Annotated in this window: 19 protein-coding genes; 8 read left to right on the forward strand and 11 right to left on the reverse strand. The window is 54.8% G+C overall.

The window, feature by feature from the left end; translation table 11 throughout:
* Positions 1–68: 68 nt before the first annotated feature.
* Positions 69–1,478: a glutamate--ammonia ligase gene (glnA, locus tag ACMGGR_RS21500; protein ID WP_414147824.1), complete on the reverse strand. Its 1,410-nt coding sequence runs from the start codon at positions 1,476–1,478 to the stop codon at positions 69–71.
* Between the two features lie 431 nt (positions 1,479–1,909).
* Here glnA and typA point away from each other — a divergent pair, with 431 nt between their 5' ends.
* The 5 genes from typA to fabY all read left to right on the forward strand — a co-directional run bounded on the left by typA (position 1,910) and on the right by fabY (position 6,861).
* Entirely contained in the window at positions 1,910–3,733 is a 1,824-nt protein-coding gene (gene typA, locus ACMGGR_RS21505; RefSeq protein ID WP_414147825.1) for a ribosome-dependent GTPase TypA, read from the forward strand.
* Positions 3,734–3,997: 264 nt separating this feature from the next.
* A complete protein-coding gene (yihX, locus tag ACMGGR_RS21510) occupies positions 3,998–4,597 on the forward strand; it encodes a glucose-1-phosphatase (protein ID WP_414147826.1) in 600 nt (199 codons plus the stop codon).
* Positions 4,584–5,438, forward strand: a complete 855-nt coding sequence (locus ACMGGR_RS21515; protein WP_246761680.1) for a virulence factor BrkB family protein — start codon at positions 4,584–4,586, stop codon at positions 5,436–5,438. Before yihX ends, ACMGGR_RS21515 begins: the two co-directional genes overlap by 14 nt.
* Positions 5,435–5,872: a D-aminoacyl-tRNA deacylase gene (gene dtd, locus ACMGGR_RS21520; RefSeq protein ID WP_246761678.1), complete on the forward strand. Its 438-nt coding sequence runs from the start codon at positions 5,435–5,437 to the stop codon at positions 5,870–5,872. The genes ACMGGR_RS21515 and dtd overlap by 4 nt, the downstream gene beginning before the upstream one ends.
* Before the next feature lie 47 nt (positions 5,873–5,919).
* Positions 5,920–6,861: a fatty acid biosynthesis protein FabY gene (fabY, locus tag ACMGGR_RS21525; RefSeq protein WP_246761677.1), complete on the forward strand. Its 942-nt coding sequence runs from the start codon at positions 5,920–5,922 to the stop codon at positions 6,859–6,861.
* Here the strand turns inward: fabY and rluF are convergent.
* From rluF to ACMGGR_RS21540, 3 genes are all read right to left on the reverse strand, one after another.
* The gene (gene rluF / locus ACMGGR_RS21530) at positions 6,858–7,748 is read right to left on the reverse strand and encodes a 23S rRNA pseudouridine(2604) synthase RluF (RefSeq protein WP_246761676.1); all 891 of its coding nucleotides are present in this window, start codon (positions 7,746–7,748) and stop codon (positions 6,858–6,860) included. The two genes, fabY and rluF, sit on opposite strands and share 4 nt — an antisense overlap.
* Before the next feature lie 99 nt (positions 7,749–7,847).
* Entirely contained in the window at positions 7,848–9,530 is a 1,683-nt protein-coding gene (locus ACMGGR_RS21535; RefSeq protein WP_414147827.1) for an AsmA family protein, read from the reverse strand.
* A 104-nt stretch (positions 9,531–9,634) separates the two neighbouring features.
* A complete protein-coding gene (locus ACMGGR_RS21540) occupies positions 9,635–11,017 on the reverse strand; it encodes a nucleobase:cation symporter-2 family protein (protein ID WP_414147828.1) in 1,383 nt (460 codons plus the stop codon).
* A gap of 174 nt (positions 11,018–11,191) precedes the next feature.
* Between ACMGGR_RS21540 and ACMGGR_RS21545 the strand changes: the two genes are divergently transcribed.
* A complete protein-coding gene (locus ACMGGR_RS21545; RefSeq protein WP_246761670.1) occupies positions 11,192–11,857 on the forward strand; it encodes an SDR family oxidoreductase in 666 nt (221 codons plus the stop codon).
* A gap of 116 nt (positions 11,858–11,973) precedes the next feature.
* Here the strand turns inward: ACMGGR_RS21545 and recG are convergent, their stop codons facing one another.
* Genes recG through gmk form a run of 5 tightly spaced genes read right to left on the reverse strand, consistent with a single transcriptional unit; the run spans position 11,974 to position 17,846 of the window.
* Entirely contained in the window at positions 11,974–14,055 is a 2,082-nt protein-coding gene (gene recG, locus ACMGGR_RS21550) for an ATP-dependent DNA helicase RecG (protein ID WP_414147829.1), read from the reverse strand.
* Positions 14,052–14,750: a tRNA (guanosine(18)-2'-O)-methyltransferase TrmH gene (trmH, locus tag ACMGGR_RS21555; RefSeq protein ID WP_414147830.1), complete on the reverse strand. Its 699-nt coding sequence runs from the start codon at positions 14,748–14,750 to the stop codon at positions 14,052–14,054. Before trmH ends, recG begins: the two co-directional genes overlap by 4 nt.
* A 3-nt stretch (positions 14,751–14,753) precedes the next feature.
* Positions 14,754–16,871, reverse strand: coding sequence for a bifunctional GTP diphosphokinase/guanosine-3',5'-bis pyrophosphate 3'-pyrophosphohydrolase (spoT, locus tag ACMGGR_RS21560; protein WP_246761666.1), 2,118 nt, complete (start codon positions 16,869–16,871; stop codon positions 14,754–14,756).
* Between the two features lie 22 nt (positions 16,872–16,893).
* Entirely contained in the window at positions 16,894–17,169 is a 276-nt protein-coding gene (gene rpoZ / locus ACMGGR_RS21565; RefSeq protein WP_016191359.1) for a DNA-directed RNA polymerase subunit omega, read from the reverse strand.
* A 53-nt stretch (positions 17,170–17,222) separates the two neighbouring features.
* A complete protein-coding gene (gene gmk, locus ACMGGR_RS21570) occupies positions 17,223–17,846 on the reverse strand; it encodes a guanylate kinase (protein WP_246761664.1) in 624 nt (207 codons plus the stop codon).
* Between the two features lie 250 nt (positions 17,847–18,096).
* Between gmk and ligB the strand changes: the two genes are divergently transcribed.
* A complete protein-coding gene (gene ligB / locus ACMGGR_RS21575) occupies positions 18,097–19,758 on the forward strand; it encodes an NAD-dependent DNA ligase LigB (protein WP_414147831.1) in 1,662 nt (553 codons plus the stop codon).
* Positions 19,759–19,766: 8 nt separating this feature from the next.
* Here ligB and ACMGGR_RS21580 read toward each other — a convergent pair whose 3' ends face one another.
* Positions 19,767–20,384 carry a trimeric intracellular cation channel family protein gene (locus ACMGGR_RS21580; protein ID WP_246761660.1) on the reverse strand — a complete coding sequence of 206 codons (618 nt, stop codon included), beginning with the start codon at positions 20,382–20,384 and terminating at the stop codon, positions 19,767–19,769.
* A gap of 269 nt (positions 20,385–20,653) precedes the next feature.
* Between ACMGGR_RS21580 and ACMGGR_RS21585 the strand changes: the two genes are divergently transcribed.
* On the forward strand, positions 20,654–21,055 hold the full coding sequence (locus tag ACMGGR_RS21585) for a hypothetical protein (protein ID WP_246761659.1): 402 nt from the start codon (positions 20,654–20,656) through the stop codon (positions 21,053–21,055).
* Positions 21,056–21,094: 39 nt separating this feature from the next.
* Here the strand turns inward: ACMGGR_RS21585 and ACMGGR_RS21590 are convergent, their stop codons facing one another.
* Positions 21,095–21,433, reverse strand: coding sequence for a zinc ribbon domain-containing protein YjdM (locus ACMGGR_RS21590; protein ID WP_414147832.1), 339 nt, complete (start codon positions 21,431–21,433; stop codon positions 21,095–21,097).
* Positions 21,434–21,571 lie beyond the last annotated feature (138 nt).

The following is a 21,571-nucleotide window of genomic DNA, read 5'->3' on the forward strand; positions in this document are numbered from 1 at the left end:
TCACGCTATGGCCCGTTCAGTCGAATTGCTTCGAAAGCCTGAGGTGCCCGAAACGCGCCGGGTTTACATTAAACGCTGTAGTACAGTTCGAACTCAACCGGATGTGGCGTCATACGCACGCGGTCCATCTCGGCTTTACGCAGATCGATGTAGGCATCAATGGTGTCGTCAGTGAACACGCCGCCACGAGTCAGGAACTCACGATCTTCGTTCAGCGCGCTCAGCGCTTCTTCCAGTGAACCCGCTACTTTTGGAATCTCAGCTTCTTCTTCCGGCGGCAGGTCGTACAGGTTTTTGTCCATTGCATCGCCAGGATGGATTTTGTTGATGATGCCGTCCAGGCCAGCCATCAGCAGTGCGGCAAAGCACAGGTATGGGTTAGCCGCTGGATCCGGGAAGCGAGCTTCAATACGGCGCGCTTTCGGGCTGGCAACAACCGGGATACGGATAGAAGCAGAACGGTTACGGGCGGAGTAAGCCAGCATGACCGGCGCTTCATAACCCGGAACCAGACGCTTGTAAGAGTTGGTGGTCGGGTTAGACAGGGCGTTGATCGCTTTAGCGTGTTTGATCACGCCGCCGATGTAGAACAGCGCCATTTCAGACAGGCCGCCGTATTTGTCGCCAGCGAACAGGTTAGTGCCGCCTTTAGACAGGGACATGTGGCAGTGCATGCCGGAACCGTTATCGCCAAAGATTGGTTTTGGCATAAAGGTCGCGGTTTTGCCGAAAGCGTGAGCCACGTTGTGCACGACATATTTGTAGATCTGAATTTCGTCAGCTTTTTTAGTCATGGTGTTGAAGCGGGTAGCCACTTCGTTCTGACCCGCTGTAGCTACTTCGTGGTGGTGAGCTTCAACCACCAGGCCCATCTGCTCCATGGTCAGACACATTGCAGAACGGATGTCCTGTGAAGAGTCGACTGGTGGAACCGGGAAGTAACCGCCTTTCAGACCTGGACGGTGGCCTTTGTTGCCGCCTTCGTATTCTTTACCGGTGTTCCATGCCGCTTCGATATCGTCGATAGCAACGTGAGAACCGGAAGTGGTTGCGCCAAAGCGAACGTCGTCAAACAGGAAGAATTCTGGCTCTGGTCCAAACAGCACGGTATCCGCAATGCCGGAAGAACGCAGGAAATCTTCTGCACGCTTGGCGATGGAGCGCGGATCGCGGTCATAGCCCTGCATGGTGCCTGGCTCAAGGATATCGCAGCGGATGATCAGCGTAGAGTCTTCAAAGAAAGGATCCAGGACAGCAGTCGTCGCGTCAGGCATCAGCACCATGTCAGATTCGTTAATGCCTTTCCAGCCACCGATAGAGGAGCCGTCAAACATTTTGCCTTCTTCGAAGAAGTCAGCGTTCACCTGGTGAGCAGGAATGGTAACGTGCTGCTCTTTGCCTTTGGTGTCGGTGAAGCGCAGGTCAACAAACTTGACTTCATGCTCGTTCATCATCGACAGAACGTGTTCAGCGGACATACTTAACTCTCCTGGATATTGTCATGGTCGTCATAGTAGAGAACTTTCGCGGTGCGCTTTGCTTATCTCGCCCAGCCGACCGATAATTACATTCTCTGACAGGCTACCGTTGTAGAAACGCATCGTTTTCACCTGATTTATTTAAAGCGAAAACTATGCCAACTTTCTTAATTGCCTGAAAAAGCGCTATGATGCGCCCTCTCGTGAAACGAGAGCTGCACCATAATGGAAGTCGCGCACCATTATGGTGCTTTAACAGTCAGGGTAAGCACTATTATGGTGCATTTTTTCGATGACGTGCGTTTTTTGCACTGCAAACGGCGCTGAAAGCAACCCCGAAAGTTATCTTTAATTGAAATCTGTGATCCTGTTCAGCTCTTCGATTAATCCGTGTACAATAGCGCGCTATTTCTAATGCCTGAGGCAAAGCTGTGATCGAAAATTTGCGTAACATCGCCATTATTGCCCACGTTGACCATGGTAAAACTACCCTGGTTGATAAGTTGCTGCAGCAGTCCGGTACGTTTGATGCCCGTACTGAAGCAACCGAACGCGTAATGGACTCCAACGATTTGGAGAAAGAGCGTGGGATTACCATCCTCGCAAAAAACACCGCCATTAAATGGAACGACTACCGTATCAACATCGTGGATACCCCAGGACACGCCGACTTCGGCGGTGAGGTAGAGCGTGTGATGTCAATGGTTGACTCGGTGCTGCTGGTTGTGGATGCAATGGATGGCCCTATGCCGCAAACCCGCTTCGTGACCAAAAAAGCCTTTGCTAATGGTCTGAAGCCGATCGTGGTCATTAACAAAGTTGACCGTCCAGGCGCGCGTCCTGACTGGGTTGTCGATCAGGTATTTGACCTGTTCGTTAACCTGGATGCGACCGACGACCAGCTGGATTTCCCGGTAATCTACGCTTCTGCTCTGAACGGTATCGCTGGTCTTGACCACACCGACATGGCTGAAGACATGACGCCGCTGTACGAAGCTATCGTGAAGCACGTTTCTCCTCCGCAGGTTGAGATGGAAGCGCCGTTCCAGATGCAGATCTCTCAGCTGGATTACAACAACTACGTTGGCGTAATCGGCATCGGCCGCATCAAGCGCGGTAAAGTGAAGCCGAACCAGCAGGTCACCATCATCGACAGCGAAGGCAAAACCCGTAACGGTAAAGTCGGTAAAGTGCTGACTCACCTGGGTCTGGAGCGTATCGACGCCACCGAAGCGGAAGCGGGCGATATCATCGCTATCACCGGTCTGGGCGAGCTGAACATCTCTGACACCATCTGCGATCCGCAGAACGTGGAAGCGCTGCCGGCCCTGAGCGTTGATGAACCAACCGTTACCATGTTCTTTAACGTCAACACCTCTCCATTCTGCGGTAAAGAAGGTAAGTTCGTTACTTCTCGTCAGATTCTGGATCGTCTGCGTAAAGAGCTGGTGCACAACGTTGCGTTGCGCGTAGAAGAAACTGAAGATGCTGATGCATTCCGCGTTTCTGGTCGTGGCGAGCTGCACCTGTCCGTTCTGATCGAAAACATGCGTCGTGAAGGTTTCGAACTGGCGGTATCCCGTCCGAAAGTTATCTTCCGCGAAGTCGACGGCCGTAAACAGGAACCGTTCGAGAACGTGACGCTGGATATCGAAGAACAGCACCAGGGTTCTGTGATGCAGGCGATGGGTGAGCGTAAAGCGGACATGAAAAACATGGATCCGGATGGCAAAGGCCGCGTACGTCTCGACTACGTGATCCCAAGCCGTGGCCTGATCGGCTTCCGTAACGAATTCATGACCATGACTTCCGGTACCGGCCTGCTGTACTCCACCTTCAGCCACTACGACGACATTCGTCAGGGTGAAGTTGGCCAGCGCCAGAACGGCGTGCTGATCTCTAACGGCCAGGGCAAAGCGGTAGCGTTCGCCCTGTACAGCCTGCAGGATCGCGGTAAGCTGTTCCTGGGTCACGGTGCAGAGGTTTATGAAGGCCAGGTTATCGGTATTCACAGCCGTTCTAACGACCTGACCGTTAACTGTCTGACCGGTAAGAAGCTGACCAACATGCGTGCTTCCGGTACTGACGAAGCGACTACGCTGGTTCCGGCTATCAAGATGACTCTTGAGCAGGCGATTGAGTTTATCGACGACGACGAGCTGGTGGAAGTGACTCCGCTGTCCGTACGTATTCGTAAACGTCACCTGACCGAAAACGATCGTAAACGCGCTTCACGCGGCAGCAAAGACGTTTAATCCACGTTTTTGACTGATAAACGCCCTTCAGGCAACTGAGGGGCGTTTTTTTTATCTGTCGGCAGTCTGTAAAAGAAGAACGCATTATAAAACAATGCAGCATGTTTATAGGTTTTTTAGAAAACAGGGGGAGGGGAAAGCAGCTGCGCGCCGTTTTGGCTGTTTACAATTTGCGAGCTGTTATCCAGATGTTTACCGTTCACCTGTTCAGTCGTCCTTTTTACCGCTAGAGTGAATACCTTACCGGAACAAATGGAGATGACCATGCTGTATATCTTTGATTTAGGTAACGTCATTGTTGATATTGATTTCAACCGGGTCCTGGGCGTCTGGAGCGATTTAGGTCGTGTTCCCTTAGCCACGCTGCAAAGCCGCTTTGTGATGGACGAAAGCTTCCAGCAGCACGAGCGCGGAGAAATCAGTGACGAAACCTTTGCCGAGAAAATATGTGATGAGCTGGGGCTGGCACTAAGCTTCGAACAGTTCACCGCGGGCTGGCAGGCGGTCTTCGTCGGCGTTCGTCCGGACGTTATTGGCATTATGAATACGCTGCGCGCGCGCGGCGAACGAGTCGTGATCCTCTCTAACACCAACCGCCTTCACCAGCGTTTCTGGCCATCGCAGTATCCCGAGGTACAGAAAGCCGCAGACAAGCTCTATCTTTCGCAGGAAATGGGAATGCGCAAACCCGAAGCGCGTATTTTTCAGCAGGTTCTGCGCGAAGAGGGCTTTAGCGCCGCTCAAACCCTGTTTTTTGACGATAACCTGGAAAACATTCAGGCGGCGGAGGCGCTGGGTATTCAGAGCATACACGTTTCCGATTCGACAACCATTCCGGCCTTCTTTGCCAATGCGGCTGATTAATAATCGTCCCCGGCTGCGAGCGACCTGGCGCTGGATAAAGCTGCTCTGGCAGCGTATTGATGAAGATGGCATGACCACGCTGGCAGGCCATCTTGCCTACGTTTCGCTGCTGTCGCTGGTGCCGCTGGTGGCCGTCGTGTTTGCGCTTTTTGCCGCTTTCCCGGCTTTTTCAGACGTTAGCCGACAGCTCAAGCTGTTTATTTTTCAAAACTTTGTGCCCGCGTCCGGCACGGTGATCCAGAGCTATCTGGAGCAGTTCGTCGCCAACGTCAATAAGATGACTGCCGTAGGAGCCTGTGGCCTGGTGGTTACGGCGCTGCTGCTGATGCATTCCATTGATACCGCGCTGAACGCCATCTGGCGCAGCAAGCGTAAGCGGCCCATCGTCTACTCCTTTGCCGTTTACTGGATGATCCTGACGCTTGGTCCGCTGCTGGCGGGAGCCAGCCTGGCGATCAGCTCTTATATGCTGTCGCTGCGCTGGGCTTCGGTCAGCGGCGTCAGCGGGCTGATAGACCACGGCCTGCGGATCTTTCCGCTGCTGCTCTCCTGGCTCTCTTTCTGGCTGCTTTACAGCATTGTGCCCACGCGGCCGGTGCCGGGAAAAGATGCGCTGGCAGGCGCGCTGGTTGCGGGACTCCTTTTTGAGCTGGGGAAAAAAGGCTTTGCGCTTTATGTTACGATGTTTCCTTCATATCAGCTGATTTACGGTGTGTTGGCTGTTATTCCTATTCTGTTTCTGTGGGTCTGGTGGACGTGGTGTATTGTCTTACTGGGCGCGGAAATTACCGTTACTCTCGGCGAGTATCGCCAGCTTAAACAAGAAGAAAAGACAGAATGATTGCCTTAATTCAACGAGCGCTGAACGCCAGCGTCACGGTGGACGGCGAGACCATCGGTGAAATTGGCCCGGGCTTGCTAATCTTATTAGGCGTGGAAAAAGGCGATGATGAACAAAAGGCGCAGCGGCTGTGTGAGCGCGTACTCGGCTACCGTATTTTCAGCGACGATAACGGCAAAATGAACCTGAACGTGCAGCAGGCCGGCGGCAGCGTGCTGGTGGTTTCGCAATTTACGCTGGCGGCCGATACGCAAAAAGGTATGCGCCCGAGCTTCTCTGGCGGCGCAGAGCCAGCGGAAGCCCGGCGCCTTTACGAAGATTTTGTTGCCTGCTGTCGCAACAAAGGTGTCGTCACTGAAACCGGCCGCTTTGCTGCGGATATGCAGGTAGCGCTGGTCAACGATGGGCCCGTCACGTTCTGGCTGCAGGTTTGATGCGGTCAGAACGGCATGGAGGCGGCCCGGAGAGAGAGAACCATTTTATGTATCATCTTCGTGTACCTGAAACGGCAGAAGAGCTGGATATCTACTACCAGTTCCGTTGGGAAATGCTGCGCAAGCCGCTTCGTCAGCCTATGGGATCGGAGCGGGACGCCTGGGATGCGCTGGCGCATCACCAGATGGTTGTGGATGAAAACGGTGCGCCGGTTGCCATCGGGCGGCTTTACATCAATGCGGACAACGAAGCGGCCATCCGTTTCCTTGCCGTACATCCTTCCGTGCAGGGCAAAGGACTGGGGACGCTGGTGGCAATGACGCTGGAGTCGGTTGCGCGTCAGGAAGGCGCCAAACGCGTCGTGTGCAGCGCCCGTGAAGACGCCGTGGAGTTCTTTGCCAAGCTTGGCTATATCAATCAGGGCGAAATCACCGTGCCGCAAACGACGCCGGTGCGACATTTTTTGATGATCAAGCCCGTGGTCACGCTGGACGATATCCTGCATCGCGCTGACTGGTGCGGACAGCTGCAGCAGGCATGGTACGACCACATCCCGTTAAGTGAAAAAATGGGCGTGCGTATCCTGCAGTATACCGGCCAAAAATTCATAACCACCATGCCGGAAACCGGCAACCAGAATCCTCACCACACGCTGTTTGCGGGCAGTTTGTTCTCCCTTGCGACGCTGACCGGTTGGGGACTGATTTGGCTGCTGCTGCGCGAGCGGCACCTGGGCGGCACCATTATTCTGGCCGATGCGCATATTCGCTACAGTCATCCCATTAGCGGCAGGCCGGGCGCGGTAGCGGATTTAGGGTCGCTGAGCGGCGACCTCGACAGGCTTGCTCGCGGCCGCAAGGCGCGCGTCCAGCTGGAAGTTGAGCTGTTTGGCAACGAGCTTTGCGGCGCGGTATTTGAAGGGGTCTATATTGTGCTGCCTGCCGATCCGGACGGCCCGCTAGAACCCGCCGGATCGAACATGCCTTAACGGCCTTTTTTCTTGCGGCCGGGCTGGGTAAAACGCTTGCGGGAAGCCAGATTCCCCGGCGTTTTTGCCCCGCCTTTGTCACCGCTTTTAGGCCCGCTGCCCGCAGGTTTTTTCGCGGCGGCAGTTTTCGCTTTCTGCTGAGGTTTTTTGGCCGGTTTCGCTTCCGAGGAGGAATCCTCAATCAGACCAAATAACTCCGTCAGTTCGTCATCGGTCAGGTCACGCCATTCACCTAAAGGTAATCCCTTCAGGCTGACGTTCATGATACGCGTACGTTCGAGCTTTGTGACCTCGTAGCCAAAATGCTTACACATGCGGCGGATCTGGCGGTTAAGCCCCTGCACCAGCGTAATACGGAACACAAAGGGCGCTTCTTTCTGCACTTTGCACTTCAGCGTTACCGTGCCCAGCATTGGTACGCCCGCGCTCATTCCCTCAATAAACTCGTCCGTGACCAGCTTGTTGACCGTAACCACGTACTCTTTTTCGTGGTTATTGCCGGCACGCAGGATCTTATTGACCAGGTCGCCATGATTGGTCAGGAAAATCAGCCCCTGGGAATCTTTATCAAGACGTCCGATAGGGAAGACGCGCTTACTGTGGTTAACGAAATCGCTGATATTGTCCCGCTCGCCTTCTTCCATCGTGGTGATGATGCCCACGGGTTTATTTAAGGCGATAAACACCAAATCTTCTTCATCACGAGGCTCAATAAGCTGACCGTTCACTTTCACCACGTCACCAGCAAAAACCTGCGCGCCAACGGCGGCTCGCTTGCCATTAATAAAGACATTTCCCTGTTCGATATAGCGATCGGCATCGCGTCGAGAACAGATACCGCTCTCGCTAATGTATTTATTGAGACGTACAGATGAGTTGGTCAGCATGGTTCCTCCGTAAAAAAGCGGACTATACATTAACCCCGGAGCGTTGCGAATATGGGTTAATCAGATAGTCCGCTTATTTCATGGAATAAGGGCTAAGGATTAATGTGCGTTTACTGCTTCGCCCGCCTGAACAACCTGCTGGAGCGTCTTGTCGCCCGAGGTCGCAGAAAGCGTGCCGTTAACGGACGGTTTTAGCGGGCTCTCTTTTGCCAGGCTGGCCTGCATTTTTAGCGTCAGCTCGCCGTTACCCGTCAGCGGCACGGCTGGCCATCCCCAGTCCTGAAGCAGATTGAGCGGTACGTCATGGCCCTGCAACGACAGCGAAAGCGCTCGCTGCGGCTGCTGAGAAACCGTTGCCAGACCTTCGATCATACCGTTACGGGGGAAAGCGCTCATTTCCGTCACGTTGATAACGTTGTTATCAGCTGACAGCGCAAGAGAAGGATGACGCAGATCCACGCGATTAAAGGTGGCTTCCGCCGCGTTAAAGCTCATTTTGCCTTCCAGGATGCCCCACTGATGGTGGCGTGCCAGCATCAGGCCAGCGCCTGTCCCGTCCAGCGAGGTCATCTGGAAAGGAAAGTCCGGATCGATATCGATAATCAGGTTATGGCTGACGTTCAGTTTTGTCACCGCCACGCTGTCCAGCCAGTTCGGCAGGCTTGCGTTCCAGCGTTGGCGCCAGTTTTGCGGCAGCGTATATTCAAGCCCTGCGATAACAACCTCATCCAGCGTCAGTTTTTTATCGCCGCGCGTCCAGTTTCCTGACGCACGTACCAGACCATTTACCCAGCGAGTGCTGAACTGCGTCAACGCTACGCCCTGGGGGGAGAACGTCATATTGACGATAGGATCGTTCAGCTGCAGCGTGCCGTTAACAAAATTACCGGCATTCATCGACAGCGATCCCTCGTCGCTCTCCCAGTCGCCGTTACGCAGCGTCACGTTTTTTAAGGCCAAATCGAGATCGGTTACGGCCCATTCCTGTCCCTCCAGCCGCGCATCGGTCACGTCAACACGCCCGAAGTGAACAGAAGGCAGCGTCAGCAAAGGCTGTAAGAAGTCCGCCAGCGACCTGTTGCTCTGCAAGCGCAGGCTATTTAACCTTAACGTATCAACCTGCCAGTTTCCCTGGTCATCGCGCTGCGCGCTGGCGGTCATTGAGCCGCGCGCCATATCAGCGCCCACGTTGCTTAATGTCAGCTGGCGTCCGTTGATGCGGCCCTGAATCAAGACGTTGCTGGCGGGTATTCCTTTAAAGGTCAGCGACCCTGCGCTCATCTGAAAGCTGGCGTGACTACCAATAAAATTACCCTGTAAAGGCTTCCAGGGCATCACGCCGCCATCCACGCGCTGTGCATTCATCGGCAGCGGGTCATGCAGGCTGTTAACCGCCATTTCGCTTAGCTGCAGGCGATCGGCAGAAAAAGGCAGATTGCTGGTTTTATCGGTGATTCTGAGGGTGCCTTTCTGGAGCAAAACGGAGGCAAAGTGCAGCGGCCGGGTAAATTGCGTAAGGCTCAGACCCAAATCTACCTTTCTGGCGACTAAAATCGCTGGCCGGGTTTTGTGGCCGAACGAAACATCATCCAGCAGCAGATGCGAAGGATCGGAGAAGTTGTGTTCCACCTTACTAAAATTCAGCTGGTAATGACTGTGCTGGCTAATGGTGCGACTAAGCCAGCTGGCTCCCCAGCGCGTTTGCAGCAGCAGATATAACACAAAGACAATTGCCAGCAGTATAGCCAGCAGCGACAGAAGTATTTTTCCGACAGTTTTCATTAGCTATCCCTGTGAGCTTTTATTAAGGGGTGTTATGCCTGATTTATCGGCGAAGCTCAACCCTGGACTGGCGGCAGAAGGCGCGAGGCCCTCTGCCGTTTTGGCTATTTTTCCTGCGGAAAAAGCAGATTCAGAACAATGGCGGTAATGCCGCCAGCGGCGATGCCGGAGGAGAGCAGGGTTTTCAGCCAGGCTGGTGCAAACTGTAGGATTAACGGCTGCTGAGAGACGCCCAGACCAACGGCCAGCGACAGCGCAATAATCATAATGGCGCGGCGATTCAGCGGCTCACGCGAGACAATCCGCACGCCGGAAGCGGCAATCGTGCCAAACATCACGATGGTTGCACCGCCCAGCACCGGCTCCGGAATATGCTGCACGAATCCGCTGACTGCCGGGAAAAGGCCCAGCGCAACCAGCATCAGCGCGACCACAAAGCCTACGTAACGGCTGGCCACGCCGGTCAGCTGGATAACGCCGTTATTCTGGCCGAAACAGGAGTTGGGAAAAGTGTTAAACAGGGCGGATACGCAGGAGTTCAGACCGTTGGCCAGCACGCCGCCTTTCAACCGCTTCATATAGAGCGGGCCGCTGACCGGCTGCTCGGAGACGTCGGAGGTTGCGGTAATGTCGCCGATAGTTTCCAGTGAGGTCACCATAAAAACCAGCATTAGCGGGATCAGCAGATTCCAGTCGATGCCTAATCCGTAATAGAACGGACGCGGGATGGCAATCAGCGGCTGATTCACCGACGCAGGCATAGCGGGCAGCATATCCATCAGCCACGCCAGCAGATAGCCAACGGCCATGGCAATCACCAGCGAGGCGACGCGCAGGTAAGGATTGCGCTGGCGATTCAGCAAAATAATCACCAGCAGTACCGCCCCGGCCAGCAGCAGATTTTTTGGCGCACCAAAGGTGTGATCGCTCATAGCGGCAAAGCCTCCGCCAATGGAGGTCAGGCCAACCTGGATCAACGACAGACCGATAATCATCACCACAATGCCGGATACCAGAGGCGTAATAACGCGGCGCGCCAGGTGCAGCACGCGAGAAAGCACCATCTCCGTGGTGGAGGCCAGCATCAGCGTACCGAAAAGGGCCGCCATCATTGTGGGTACGTCCGCGCCGCCATTTTTTAACGCCATGCCGCCCATAATAAGCGGCGTAACAAAGTTAAAGCTGGTGCCCTGAATCGACAGCAGGCCGGAGCCTACCGGGCCCCAGGTTTTAATTTGCAGTAAAGAAGCCACGCCGGAAGCGAATAATGACATGCTGATAATATGCTGCGTGTCCTGTGCTGGCAGGCCCAGCGCCTGACAAATCAGCAGCGCTGGCGTGATCACGGCTACAAACATAGCCAACAGATGCTGGCAGGCGGCAAAAAGGGTTTGCGGCAGCGGCGGACGGTCTTCCAGACGATAAATCAATTCGCTTTTTGTGGTAGACGCGGCGCTGCGGCTGGCGTCAGGGATATTAACGGACATTCTTCAGGGTTCCCGGGCGAGCAAAGTGGCGATTTTAAGCTTCTGCGCGGCAAAAGCAAACGATTGCCAGTATGAAAAAAACGGTCAGATGGAGAAATACCGCACGGCGAAGCGCTGCACAATTCACTAAGCTTAGGTATCGCGCCTGGGCGCTGAACTACAAGGGAAAACAGAATGAAGGTATTTATCATTGGAGCAACCGGAGGCGTCGGACGTCGTTTAAGAAAGCGGCTGGTCAATGCAGGCCATCAGGTAACCGGATTACATCGTCGCGACAGCCAGAAAGAAGCGCTGGAAATTGATGACGTCACCCCGGTGAATATTGACCTGATGAATACCAGCAGCGAAAGGCTGGCGGCCGCTATGCAGGGTTGCGACGTTGTAGTCTTCTCCGCAGGCGCAGCGGGAGCAGGCGTGGATTTTACCGACGGCATTGATGGCCGTGGCGTACGTTTTGCCGCCGAAGCTGCCAGGCTTGCCGGTATTCAGCGCTTCCTGCTGGTCTCCGCTTTTCCTGACGCGGGGCGCGGCAAAGCGCCGTCACCGGGATTTGAGCACTATATGCAGGTGAAAAAGCAGGCCGACGTCATGCTGGCCGCCACCGCGCTGGACTGGGTGATCCTGCGGCCGGGCACGCTGGTGAATGAAGCGGGTACGGGGAAAGTTAATACCGGACTGGCAATCCCTTATGGCACGGTTCCACGCGATGACGTTGCCGCTACGCTACATGCGCTTATTGAAAAGCCAGAGGTAAAGCGCGTCATTATCGAACTGACCGCAGGCGAACAGCCCGTCAGCGAAGCCGTGGCGGCAATGGCCGCCTTTAGCGGAAGATCGTGATCGTCTGAAAACGGCCAGCAAGAGGCGGTGGGAAGAGATTATTGGCAGCGTGCTGATATGATCGGCACAGGATCGCCGTCTGGTTTCAGGAGTATGGTACGGCGAGCGATGATGATTCAGGCATTCGTATAGCGCTGCGTTTCCGGCATCCAGCGCTCAATTAACGCCTGAGCCTGCGCCGGATAGCGCTGGTGGATATGGCGTGCAACCCGCTGAACTTCCGGGATCATCGCGCCGTCACGCACCAAATCGGCAACTTTAAATTCGGCGTTTCCCGTCTGGCGGGTGCCCAGCAGCTCACCAGGGCCGCGAATTTCCAGATCGCACTGGGCAATCACAAAGCCGTCGTTGCTATCGCGCAACACCTGTAAACGCTTCTGCGCCGTTTTACTTAGCGGCGCTTTATAGAGCAAGACGCAGTGGGAGGCGACCGAGCCTCGCCCTACGCGGCCACGCAGCTGGTGCAGCTGGGCCAGACCCAGACGCTCAGGGTTCTCGATAATCATCAGGCTGGCGTTCGGCACATCCACACCCACTTCAATAACCGTGGTGGCAACCAGCAGATGAATTTCTCCCTGCTTAAACGCCTGCATTACCGCCTGTTTTTCAGCAGGTTTCATACGGCCATGTACCAGCCCTACCTGTAGCTCAGGCAGCGCCAGCTTTAGCTCTTCCCACGTGGCTTCGGCGGCCTGCGCTTCGAGCTGTTCTGATTCTTCAATCAGCGTACAGACCCAATAGGCCTGGCGACCTTCATCCCTACAGGCGTTTTTCACGCGCGTAATAATGTCGGCGCGGCGCGTGTCGGGAATGGCGACGGTAGTTACCGGCGTTCGGCCCGGCGGCAGCTCATCAATAGTCGACGTTTCCAGATCGGCATAGGCGGTCATGGCCAGCGTCCTTGGAATGGGCGTAGCGGTCATAATCAACTGATGGGGATGGAAACCTTGCTCCTCGCCTTTTTCCCACAGCGCCAGCCGCTGGTGGACGCCAAAGCGATGCTGCTCATCGATAATCACCAGCGCCAGGCCGTTAAACTGCACCTGCTCCTGAAAAATGGCATGGGTGCCGACGATCATCGAAACCTGGCCGCTGGCGATAGCGTTCTGCTGCGCCAGACGCGCTTTGCCTTTCTGCTTGCCCGCCAGCCAGCCAACTTCAATGCCCAGCGGCGCAAACCACAGGCGGAAGTTGTTGGCATGCTGTTCAGCCAGCAGTTCGGTTGGTGCCATCAGCGCAACCTGTTTACCCCAGGCGATGACGTTAAGCGCCGTCAGTGCAGCAACCAGCGTTTTACCCGAGCCGACGTCTCCCTGAACCAGCCGCATCATCGGATAATCCAGCGCCAGATCCTGCTCGATTTCCTTCACCACCCGCGCCTGAGCACCGGTTGGTTTAAAAGGCAAAGCGGCCAATAATTTATTACTCAGATCGTGACGAGCCGGCATGGATAAAGCGCGGTAACGCTGTGCACCAGCGCGAACGGCCAGCATGCTGAGATTATGCGCCAGCAGTTCTTCCATGATCAGTCGGCGCTGGGCGGGATGTTTACCGCTTTCGAGGTCGGCCAGCGCAATATCGGGCGGCGGCCTGTGCAGCATTTTGAGCGCATCCGGCAGGCTAATCATGCCCTGGCTTAATTCCGGCGGCAGCAGTTCGGCAATGGCACAGGTATCCAGCAGCTTAAGCGCCTGATCGGTCAGGTTGCGCAGCGTAGCCTGGCGCACGCCTTCGGTCGTGGAGTAAACCGGCGTCAGCGTTTCCTGCAGTTCCACCACGCTGTTATCGCCCTGAACGCGATATTCCGGATGAATGATTTCGGCACCGCGCTGCCCGCGTTTAATTTCGCCATAGGCGGTCACGCGGCGACCGGGCGCCAGGCTGTTTTTCATCCCGGCGTTAAAATTGAAAAAGCGTAGCGTGAGGATGCCCGTGCCGTCGCTGATCTGACAGGTCAGCATGCGGCGGCGGCCAAAAGAGATATCGCTGTGCAGCACTTCGCCTTCTACCGTGGCGTAGATATCGGGCAAAAGATCGTTGATAGCGTAAAGCTGGGTGCGGTCTTCGTAACGAAGCGGCAAATGCAGCAGCAAATCCTGCACGGTTGCCAGCCCGAGCTTCGCCAGCTTGCCCGCCTGGCTTGCGCCAACGCCGGACAGCGTGTTTAGCGGGATGGCATCCAGCAGGCGGCCAGTCATTTTTTACGCACCGAAGCCTGCATCATCGCCCACCATTCGGGCGGAGCAATCACTTCGCCCGTTTCGCCAATCCGGGGCCGGGGCAGGCCTTTATGTTTAGCCACTCTGGCAAGAACGGGGTAACCGCCCTCAAACAGCAGGCGCTGCTGCTCGCTGTATGAAAGCAGGCTTTCCTGGCGCTGATACATACCTGCGTTCTGGCGCTGGCGCTGCGCCTCGTAGAGGATAAGCGCCGAGGCAACCGAAACGTTAAGCGACTGCACCATACCGATCATAGGGATGACAATGTCCCGATCGGCCAGGTCGAGCGCCTGTTGCGTAATGCCGGTTTTTTCCTGACCCATCAATATGCAGGTTGGCCGGGTATAATCAATTTCGCGGAAATCGACCGCCTTATCGGAAAGATGCGTCGCCAGGATCTGCATGCCCTGGCCCTTAAGATGGCTGACGGCATCGGCAATAGTCGGATGCGTTTTAACCTGCACCCAGCTGTTGCTGCCCGCCGCAGAAGACACCATCGTACGCATCCGGCTACCGGGCCAGACCGCATGAACTTCGTGCACGCCCACCGCATCTGCCGTACGGATCACGGCAGAAACGTTATGTGGTTTGTGTACCTGCTCCATGCAGACGGTTAAATCATGCTGGCGCGCGGCCAGCATTTCACGGATACGGGCAAAACGTTGTGCATTCATACGTTAGTTTCTGTTGCGGTGAACTTTGATCACGTCAGGCATTACGCGAATTTTGCGCATAATATTCGCCAGATGAACGCGATCGCGCGCCGTCAGTCGGATAAAGGCGCAGTAGACGCGGCCATCTTTCTCTTCCGTGTTCAGGCTCTGAATATTTGACCCGGCGGTGTTAATTGCCGCCGTCAGGTTCGCCAGCGCGCCCTGGTGGTTAAACATATCCACCTTGATCTCCGCAACAAACTCCTGCTCGGTGACCTTATCCCACTCTACCGCCATAAATTTCTCTGGCTCTTTCTGATAGCCACGAATATTTCGGCAGGACTCATGGTGCACCACCAGGCCTTTGCCCGGACTGACATGCGCCACGATAGGATCGCCAGGAATAGGGCGGCAGCATTTGGCAAAGGTAATCAGCACGCCGTCGGCACCTTTAATCGGTAGCTTGCCGCGTGATGAGGTATTAGAAATAACCGGGGCGGGCCTGCTGTCGCTCTGCTGCAGGTTTTTCGCCACGACTACGCTCATCGCGTTGCCTAAACCAATTTCCGCCAGCAGATCGTCCAGCGTGGCCAGCTTCATGCGTTCCAGCTCGTGCTGCAGGCTTTCCGCAGGAATTTCTGCCAGCTTGCGGCTACCGCCCAGCGCATGGTTCAGCAGGCGGCGTCCCAGGCTGACGGAATCGTCGCGCTTGAGGCTTTTTAACAGCTGACGAATTTTTGCGCGTGCTTTTGAGCTGACGACAAAATTTAGCCAGGCAGCGTTAGGCCGCGCGCCCGGTGCCGTAATAATTTCTACGGTTTGCCCGCTGGTTAAGGGCTGGGAAAGCGGATAAGGCTGACGATCGACGCGCGCGCCGACACAGGCATGGCCAATATCGGTATGCACGGCATAGGCAAAGTCGACCGGCGTTGCGCCCGCAGGCAGTTCAACAATGCGGCCTTCGGGGGTGAAAACGTAGATTTCGTCGGGGAAAAGATCCGACTTGACGCTTTCGATGAATTCAAAAGAGCTACCGGCGCTCTGCTGCAGTTCCAGCAGGCTCTGTAACCAGCGCTGCGCGCGGATTTGCGCGGTGGTGCTGCTTTCACCCTGCTCTTTATAAGCCCAGTGCGCCGCCACCCCCATCTCTGCCATCTGATCCATATCTTCCGTACGGATCTGTACCTCAACCGGCACGCCGTGCGGGCCGATCATAGAGGTATGCAGCGACTGATAGCCGTTGGCCTTGGGAATAGCGATATAGTCTTTGACGCGGCCCGGACGTGGCTTGTAAAGGCTGTGCATCTGTCCCAGCACGCGGTAGCAGGTATCGACGTCATGCACGATGACCCGAAACGCATAGATATCCATAATGGAATGGAAACGCTGCTCTTTCAGGTGCATTTTGCAGTAGATGGAATAAAGGTGTTTTTCCCTGCCGCTCACGCGACACGGGATGCCGGCTTCCTGCAGGCGACCGTCGATTTCCGAGAGGATTTTCTGGATCATCTCTTTACGGTTGCCGCGCGCGGCCTTCACTACCTCTTTAATGACGCGGTAGCGGTTAGGGTAGAGCGCTTCAAAACCCAGCTCTTCCAGCTCGGTCTTTAAATGATGGATGCCCAGGCGATGCGCCAGCGGGCTGTAAATCTCCAGCGTTTCGAGCGCGATGCGCCGGCGCTTGTCCGGACGCAGCGAGCCAAGCGTACGCATGTTGTGCGTACGGTCCGCCAGCTTGATCAAAATGACGCGGATATCCTGCACCATCGCCATGATCATCTTGCGAAAGTTTTCGGCCTGGGCCTCTTTCTTATCGCGAAACTTCAGCTTGTCGAGCTTGGACACCCCTTCAACCAGTTCAGCAACGTTTTTACCAAACAGCTGCTCCATATCCTGGTAGGTTGCAGGCGTATCCTCAATAACATCGTGCAGAAGCGCGGCCATTAGCGTTTCATGGTCGAGCTTCATTTCCGCCAGAATGCAGGCGACAGCAACCGGATGGGTAATGTAAGGCTCACCGCTGGAGCGAGTCTGTCCCTCGTGAGCATCACGTGCGACAAGGTAAGCTTGCTTGAGGCGTTTGATCTGATCCTCAGGCAAGTATTTTTCAATCAGTTGATTGAGACTTTCAAACAGATACAAGGGCGAGCCTTCCGGCTGATAATTAACGACGACCTTCAGCGATAGCGGTAACAGCCTGCAGTTCTGCGGCTTCCTGCTCCTGCTGTTCCTGACGATCACGCACATCCAGAATCTGGTTGGTGATCAGACCTTCTTCGATCTCGCGCAGAGCGATTACGGTAGATTTGTCGTTCTCTTCCGGAACCAGCGGATCTTTACCGCCAACCTGCATCTGACGTGCGCGACGAGCGGCGACCAGAACCAGATCAAAACGGTTACCAATTTTTTCTACTGCGTCCTGTACGGTTACGCGTGCCATAAGTGTGATACTCCACGGTTGACGAAATGACTGGGCATCATACTGAGTTGTCCTCAGTCTGCCAACAGTTTGCTGATTAAAGCATCATGACGGGATTTTTGACGGCCCATTCGCAGACGCTCGGCGCGAATAATGGTTTTCAGATCGGACAGCGCCAGATCGAAATCATCGTTCACAATAAGGTAATCGTACTCGGCATAGTGGCTCATTTCCGCCACGGCCTGCGCCATACGGCGGGTGATCACCTCTTCACTGTCCTGACCACGGCCGCGCAGACGGCGATCCAGCTCGTCCTTTGACGGCGGCAGGACAAAAATACTGCGCGACTGCGGCATCTTCTGGCGGATCTGCTGCGCACCCTGCCAGTCGATATCCAAAAAGACGTCTACGCCGGTTGAAAGCACCTGCTCAATCGCTTTACGAGATGTGCCGTAGTAGTTGCCGAAAACTTCAGCGTGTTCCAGGAAGGCGTCTTCCGCAATCATCTGCCGAAATTCATCATGGTTAACAAAGAAATAGTGTTCACCATGATTTTCGCCAGGCCGTACGCCTCTGGTGGTGTGAGAGACGGAAACCTGGGTGTCGTACAGCGGTTGCGTCTTTAACAGGGCGTGAATCAGGCTGGATTTGCCTGCACCGCTGGGCGCTGAAACAATAAAGAGTGTGCCTTGAGCCATGATTATTCTTGATATGCCAATCGGAGTCTACTTCCTGCACAGTATACACGGGTGACGTGCAGGATGCAGCGTTTCAGCACGTCCGGGGCATTTTTTCTCGGAATATGGAAGCCAGCTCGCGGTAACTTTGTAGCGTTTCATGTTAGGCAAATAACTTATCGAGATGTCTTCCAGAAGCAAATTCTTGCTATCGCCACCGTTACTTTTTCGCGCTTAACTTTGTCGGGCAGAACGACAAAGGAGTGTGAAGATGCGCAGGATATTGATTTTACTCGGCCTGGCCTGGTGCGCCGCTGCGCAGGCGGTTTGTCCGGCCTGGCCAGCGGCTCGGGCGCAGGCGGAAATGATGGCGCTGGAAAAACAGCTGCAAGAGTGGGACCTCGCTTATTACCGGCAGGGAGTCAGCGCAGTACCTGACGAACGCTACGACGCGCTGGAAAAAAAATACCATGACTGGCAGCACTGTTTCCGCCCGCAAAGCCAGGCTCGTCTGCCCAGGTTAGCCAAAGGAGGAAAAACGCTGCATCCGGTTGCTCATGTGGGCGTCAAAAAATTGCCGGACAAGCTGGCTGTTGCCCGCTGGATGAAGGGGAAAAATCCGCTCTGGGTGCAGCCGAAGCTGGACGGCATCGCCGCGACGCTGCACTACCAGCAGGGAAAGCTGGCTAAGGTTATTAGCCGGGGGGACGGCGTGCGGGGTGAAGACTGGACGGAAAAAGCGAGGAATATTCCCGCCATCCCACACTACATTTCCCATCCCGATGCTTCTGTAATCTTACAGGGCGAGCTTTTCCTGAAGATGACCGATCATCAACAGGCGGTTAAGGGCGGGGTCAACGCGCGCTCTGTCGTAGCTGGCGCGATGCGGCGTAACGACGTCTCGCCCGTCCTGAAAGATCTGGGCATCTTTATCTGGGCCTGGCCCGATGGCCCGCAGGAAATGTCGCAGCGCCTTGAGCTATTGGATAGCTTCGGTTTCGGTTTGGCAAAACGGTGGAGTAAAAGAGTAACAACCGCTGACGACGTTGCAGGCTGGCGCGAGCGCTGGTTCAGAGAGCCTTTGCCCTTTGTCACGGACGGCGTGGTTATTCATAGTACGCCAGTAAAAGGTGCCTGGTGGTTGCCAGGGGACAATAGCTGGTCCGCAGCCTGGAAATATTCGCCGGTAAAGGCCAGCGCGGAGGTGCGCTCAGTAGACTTTCCCATTGGCCGCACGGGAAGAATCAGTGCGGTATTAAATCTGGTTCCGGTGCAGCTGGATGATAAAAAAGTTAGTCGGGTCAGTATCGGCTCGCTTAAACGCTGGCAGGCCGCTGATATTGTGCCGGGCGATCAGGTTGCTATTAGCCTGGCGGGTCAGGGTATCCCCAGGCTTGACGAAGTTACCTGGAGAGTAAAGGTGCGGGAGCGTCCTCGGGTGCCGGATGCTGCGGCTTTTAACGCCTTAAGCTGTTTTTACTATACGCCTGCCTGCCGCGAGCAGTTTCTGGCCCGGCTGGTCTGGCTAAGCAGTAAGTCGGCGCTGGCTATGCAGGGGATCAGTCGCAGCAGTTGGCTACGGCTTATGCAGACGGGGGAATTAACCCATATCTTTTCGTGGCTGATGCTTACGCATGAAAAACTGAGCAAAATGGCAGGCATAACGCCGGCTCGCGCGGCGTTGCTCTATCATCAGTTTTCCCTGAGCCAGCAGCAGCCGTTCCGGCGCTGGGTCAGGGCGCTGGGCGTGCCGATTCCGCAAAGCGCGCTTAATGCAATAACAGATAACGACTGGCAGTCGCTGCTGTTACGCAAAGAGTCAGCCTGGCAACAGTTGCCCGGTACGGGCAAAGCGCTGGCGGGACAGATTGTTCGCTTCCTTCATCACCCTCAGGTTTTGCAGCTTATCTCGCAGCTGCAGGAAGCAAAGTGATGAAAAATTCAGTTATCGGCATGCGGGTAGTTAAACACGGGCAGCCCCAGCCGAAAACGCAGCGCCAGCAGGCGGGCAATAAAACCAAACAGCAGGGTGATAATAATCGCCATTTCGTCAGAAAGCGGTGTTTTCAACAGCAAGATATAGAGCCAGCCGGAAGCAAAGGCGATACCCGCGTACAGCTCCTTCTGAAACACCAGAGGAATGCGATTACAGAACATATCGCGCAGTACGCCGCCAAACACGCCGGTGATGACCGCGCTAATCGCGGCAATAATCGAAGCGTGACCCATGTCCAGCGCGACCTTAGTGCCAATAATAGAGAAAACGGCCAGGCCCAGTGCGTCCAGCACCAGAAACACTTTACGCAGGTGCGGCATTAAAGGCGCAAGCTGGGTCGTAATGACGGCAGCTACTGCCACAATAACGATGTATTCAGGATGCTTTACCCAGCCAAGGGGATAGTGTCCAAGCAGCATATCGCGTACGGAGCCGCCGCCGATGGCGGTCACGGAGGCAATAATAATGACGCCAAACATATCCATCTTGCGGCGGCCTGCGGCCAGTGCGCCGGTCATTGCTTCTGCGGTAATACCAATGAGATAGAAAACGGTAAGTAACATAACTTGCTCCTGAATAATCGGCGGCAAGCCTGAAGGATTGCTCAGAAGTTGACGACTGAAATTTTCTAAAAACAGATGATTACATGAGTTAAATTAATTCACCAATCAAATCCCCATGAAAGATTATTTTATATCATGTTGATTTTAAAGGTTTATAAATATCACGTCTTTAAAGCTGGCTTAATTTATTCGAGCCCGATCAACAGAAATATTCATGGTAAACCCGGTATCGGATGCAGGGAGATGCCCTGTTAACAAGGATGAGAAATATGATGGCAGGAGAACTGTTTCGGCTACTGGCAAAAGGGATACATCCGGAAACGGGCGAACTCTTACCGCCACACTCTATTGTACACACGCCTGACGCAATCAGACTGCTGTTTGCGCTGGCGGAAGAATTTAAAGGCACCAATTTTAATTCAGTCAAACGACATGCCAGAGTAAAGCTAACCCCCGATGAGCGCCGGGAGAAAAACCGCGCAGAGGGCAAGCCCGCCAACGCTTATCTGCCCTGGTCAGAAGAAGAGAAGCAAACGCTGGTGGTCCATTTTAGACAGGGCTGCTCAATTGGCGAACTGGCCGCGTTATGCGAAAGAACGCCTCGTTCCATCGCGATACAGCTGGAAAAACTGACGCTTATTACGGCTGAACAAGCGGCAGAGTTTAACTGAGCGTGGAAATAGCGGCTGGGCCGGGTACAAAAGCAAAGATCAGTTTTTCTTCACGAACTCAGATTTCAGCTTCATGGAGCCAAAGCCGTCTATCTTGCAGTCAATGTTGTGATCGCCTTCGACCAGGCGAATGCTTTTCACGCGAGTGCCAATTTTAAGCGGCGTAGAGCTACCTTTGACTTTAAGATCTTTGATAACGGTAACGCTGTCGCCATCGACCAGCAAATTGCCGTTCGCATCTTTTACTACCAGTGTGTCTTCTGACGGCGTTTCTGCACTGGCAGACCAGACGTGGCCGCATTCGGGACAGTTAAACATCGCGCCGTCTTGCCAGGTGTAATCAGACTGGCATTCTGGGCAGGGAGGTAAAGTTTGCATAAAAGACCTTAAAATAATCCATAGAAAGAAAGGGGGCATTTTAGCCTGGCAAAGCGGATAAGCCTATCCCTCTTTGTTTACTTCGTCCTTTACGACTTAAAATGTGCTGACGGGTGAGCCGATATTCATCAACTGACA

This window comes from Erwinia sp. BNK-24-b (assembly GCF_047456155.1).
GTDB lineage: Bacteria > Pseudomonadota > Gammaproteobacteria > Enterobacterales > Enterobacteriaceae > Erwinia > Erwinia phyllosphaerae.

Excerpts from the sequence above, each read along its gene's own strand:
- ligB (WP_414147831.1), top strand. The coding sequence starts at position 18,097 with ATGCGCAGGATATTGATTTTACTCGGCCTGGCCTGGTGCGCCGCTGCG.
- glnA (WP_414147824.1), bottom strand. The coding sequence starts at position 1,478 with ATGTCCGCTGAACACGTTCTGTCGATGATGAACGAGCATGAAGTCAAG.
- ACMGGR_RS21535 (WP_414147827.1), bottom strand. The coding sequence starts at position 9,530 with ATGAAAACTGTCGGAAAAATACTTCTGTCGCTGCTGGCTATACTGCTG.
- gmk (WP_246761664.1), bottom strand. The coding sequence starts at position 17,846 with ATGGCTCAAGGCACACTCTTTATTGTTTCAGCGCCCAGCGGTGCAGGC.
- rluF (WP_246761676.1), bottom strand. The coding sequence starts at position 7,748 with ATGCTGACCAACTCATCTGTACGTCTCAATAAATACATTAGCGAGAGC.
- rpoZ (WP_016191359.1), bottom strand. The coding sequence starts at position 17,169 with ATGGCACGCGTAACCGTACAGGACGCAGTAGAAAAAATTGGTAACCGT.
- ACMGGR_RS21540 (WP_414147828.1), bottom strand. The coding sequence starts at position 11,017 with ATGTCCGTTAATATCCCTGACGCCAGCCGCAGCGCCGCGTCTACCACA.
- dtd (WP_246761678.1), top strand. The coding sequence starts at position 5,435 with ATGATTGCCTTAATTCAACGAGCGCTGAACGCCAGCGTCACGGTGGAC.
- ACMGGR_RS21580 (WP_246761660.1), bottom strand. The coding sequence starts at position 20,384 with ATGTTACTTACCGTTTTCTATCTCATTGGTATTACCGCAGAAGCAATG.
- ACMGGR_RS21515 (WP_246761680.1), top strand. The coding sequence starts at position 4,584 with ATGCGGCTGATTAATAATCGTCCCCGGCTGCGAGCGACCTGGCGCTGG.
- trmH (WP_414147830.1), bottom strand. The coding sequence starts at position 14,750 with ATGAATGCACAACGTTTTGCCCGTATCCGTGAAATGCTGGCCGCGCGC.
- recG (WP_414147829.1), bottom strand. The coding sequence starts at position 14,055 with ATGACTGGCCGCCTGCTGGATGCCATCCCGCTAAACACGCTGTCCGGC.
- yihX (WP_414147826.1), top strand. The coding sequence starts at position 3,998 with ATGCTGTATATCTTTGATTTAGGTAACGTCATTGTTGATATTGATTTC.
- ACMGGR_RS21585 (WP_246761659.1), top strand. The coding sequence starts at position 20,654 with ATGATGGCAGGAGAACTGTTTCGGCTACTGGCAAAAGGGATACATCCG.
- ACMGGR_RS21590 (WP_414147832.1), bottom strand. The coding sequence starts at position 21,433 with ATGCAAACTTTACCTCCCTGCCCAGAATGCCAGTCTGATTACACCTGG.
- fabY (WP_246761677.1), top strand. The coding sequence starts at position 5,920 with ATGTATCATCTTCGTGTACCTGAAACGGCAGAAGAGCTGGATATCTAC.
- ACMGGR_RS21545 (WP_246761670.1), top strand. The coding sequence starts at position 11,192 with ATGAAGGTATTTATCATTGGAGCAACCGGAGGCGTCGGACGTCGTTTA.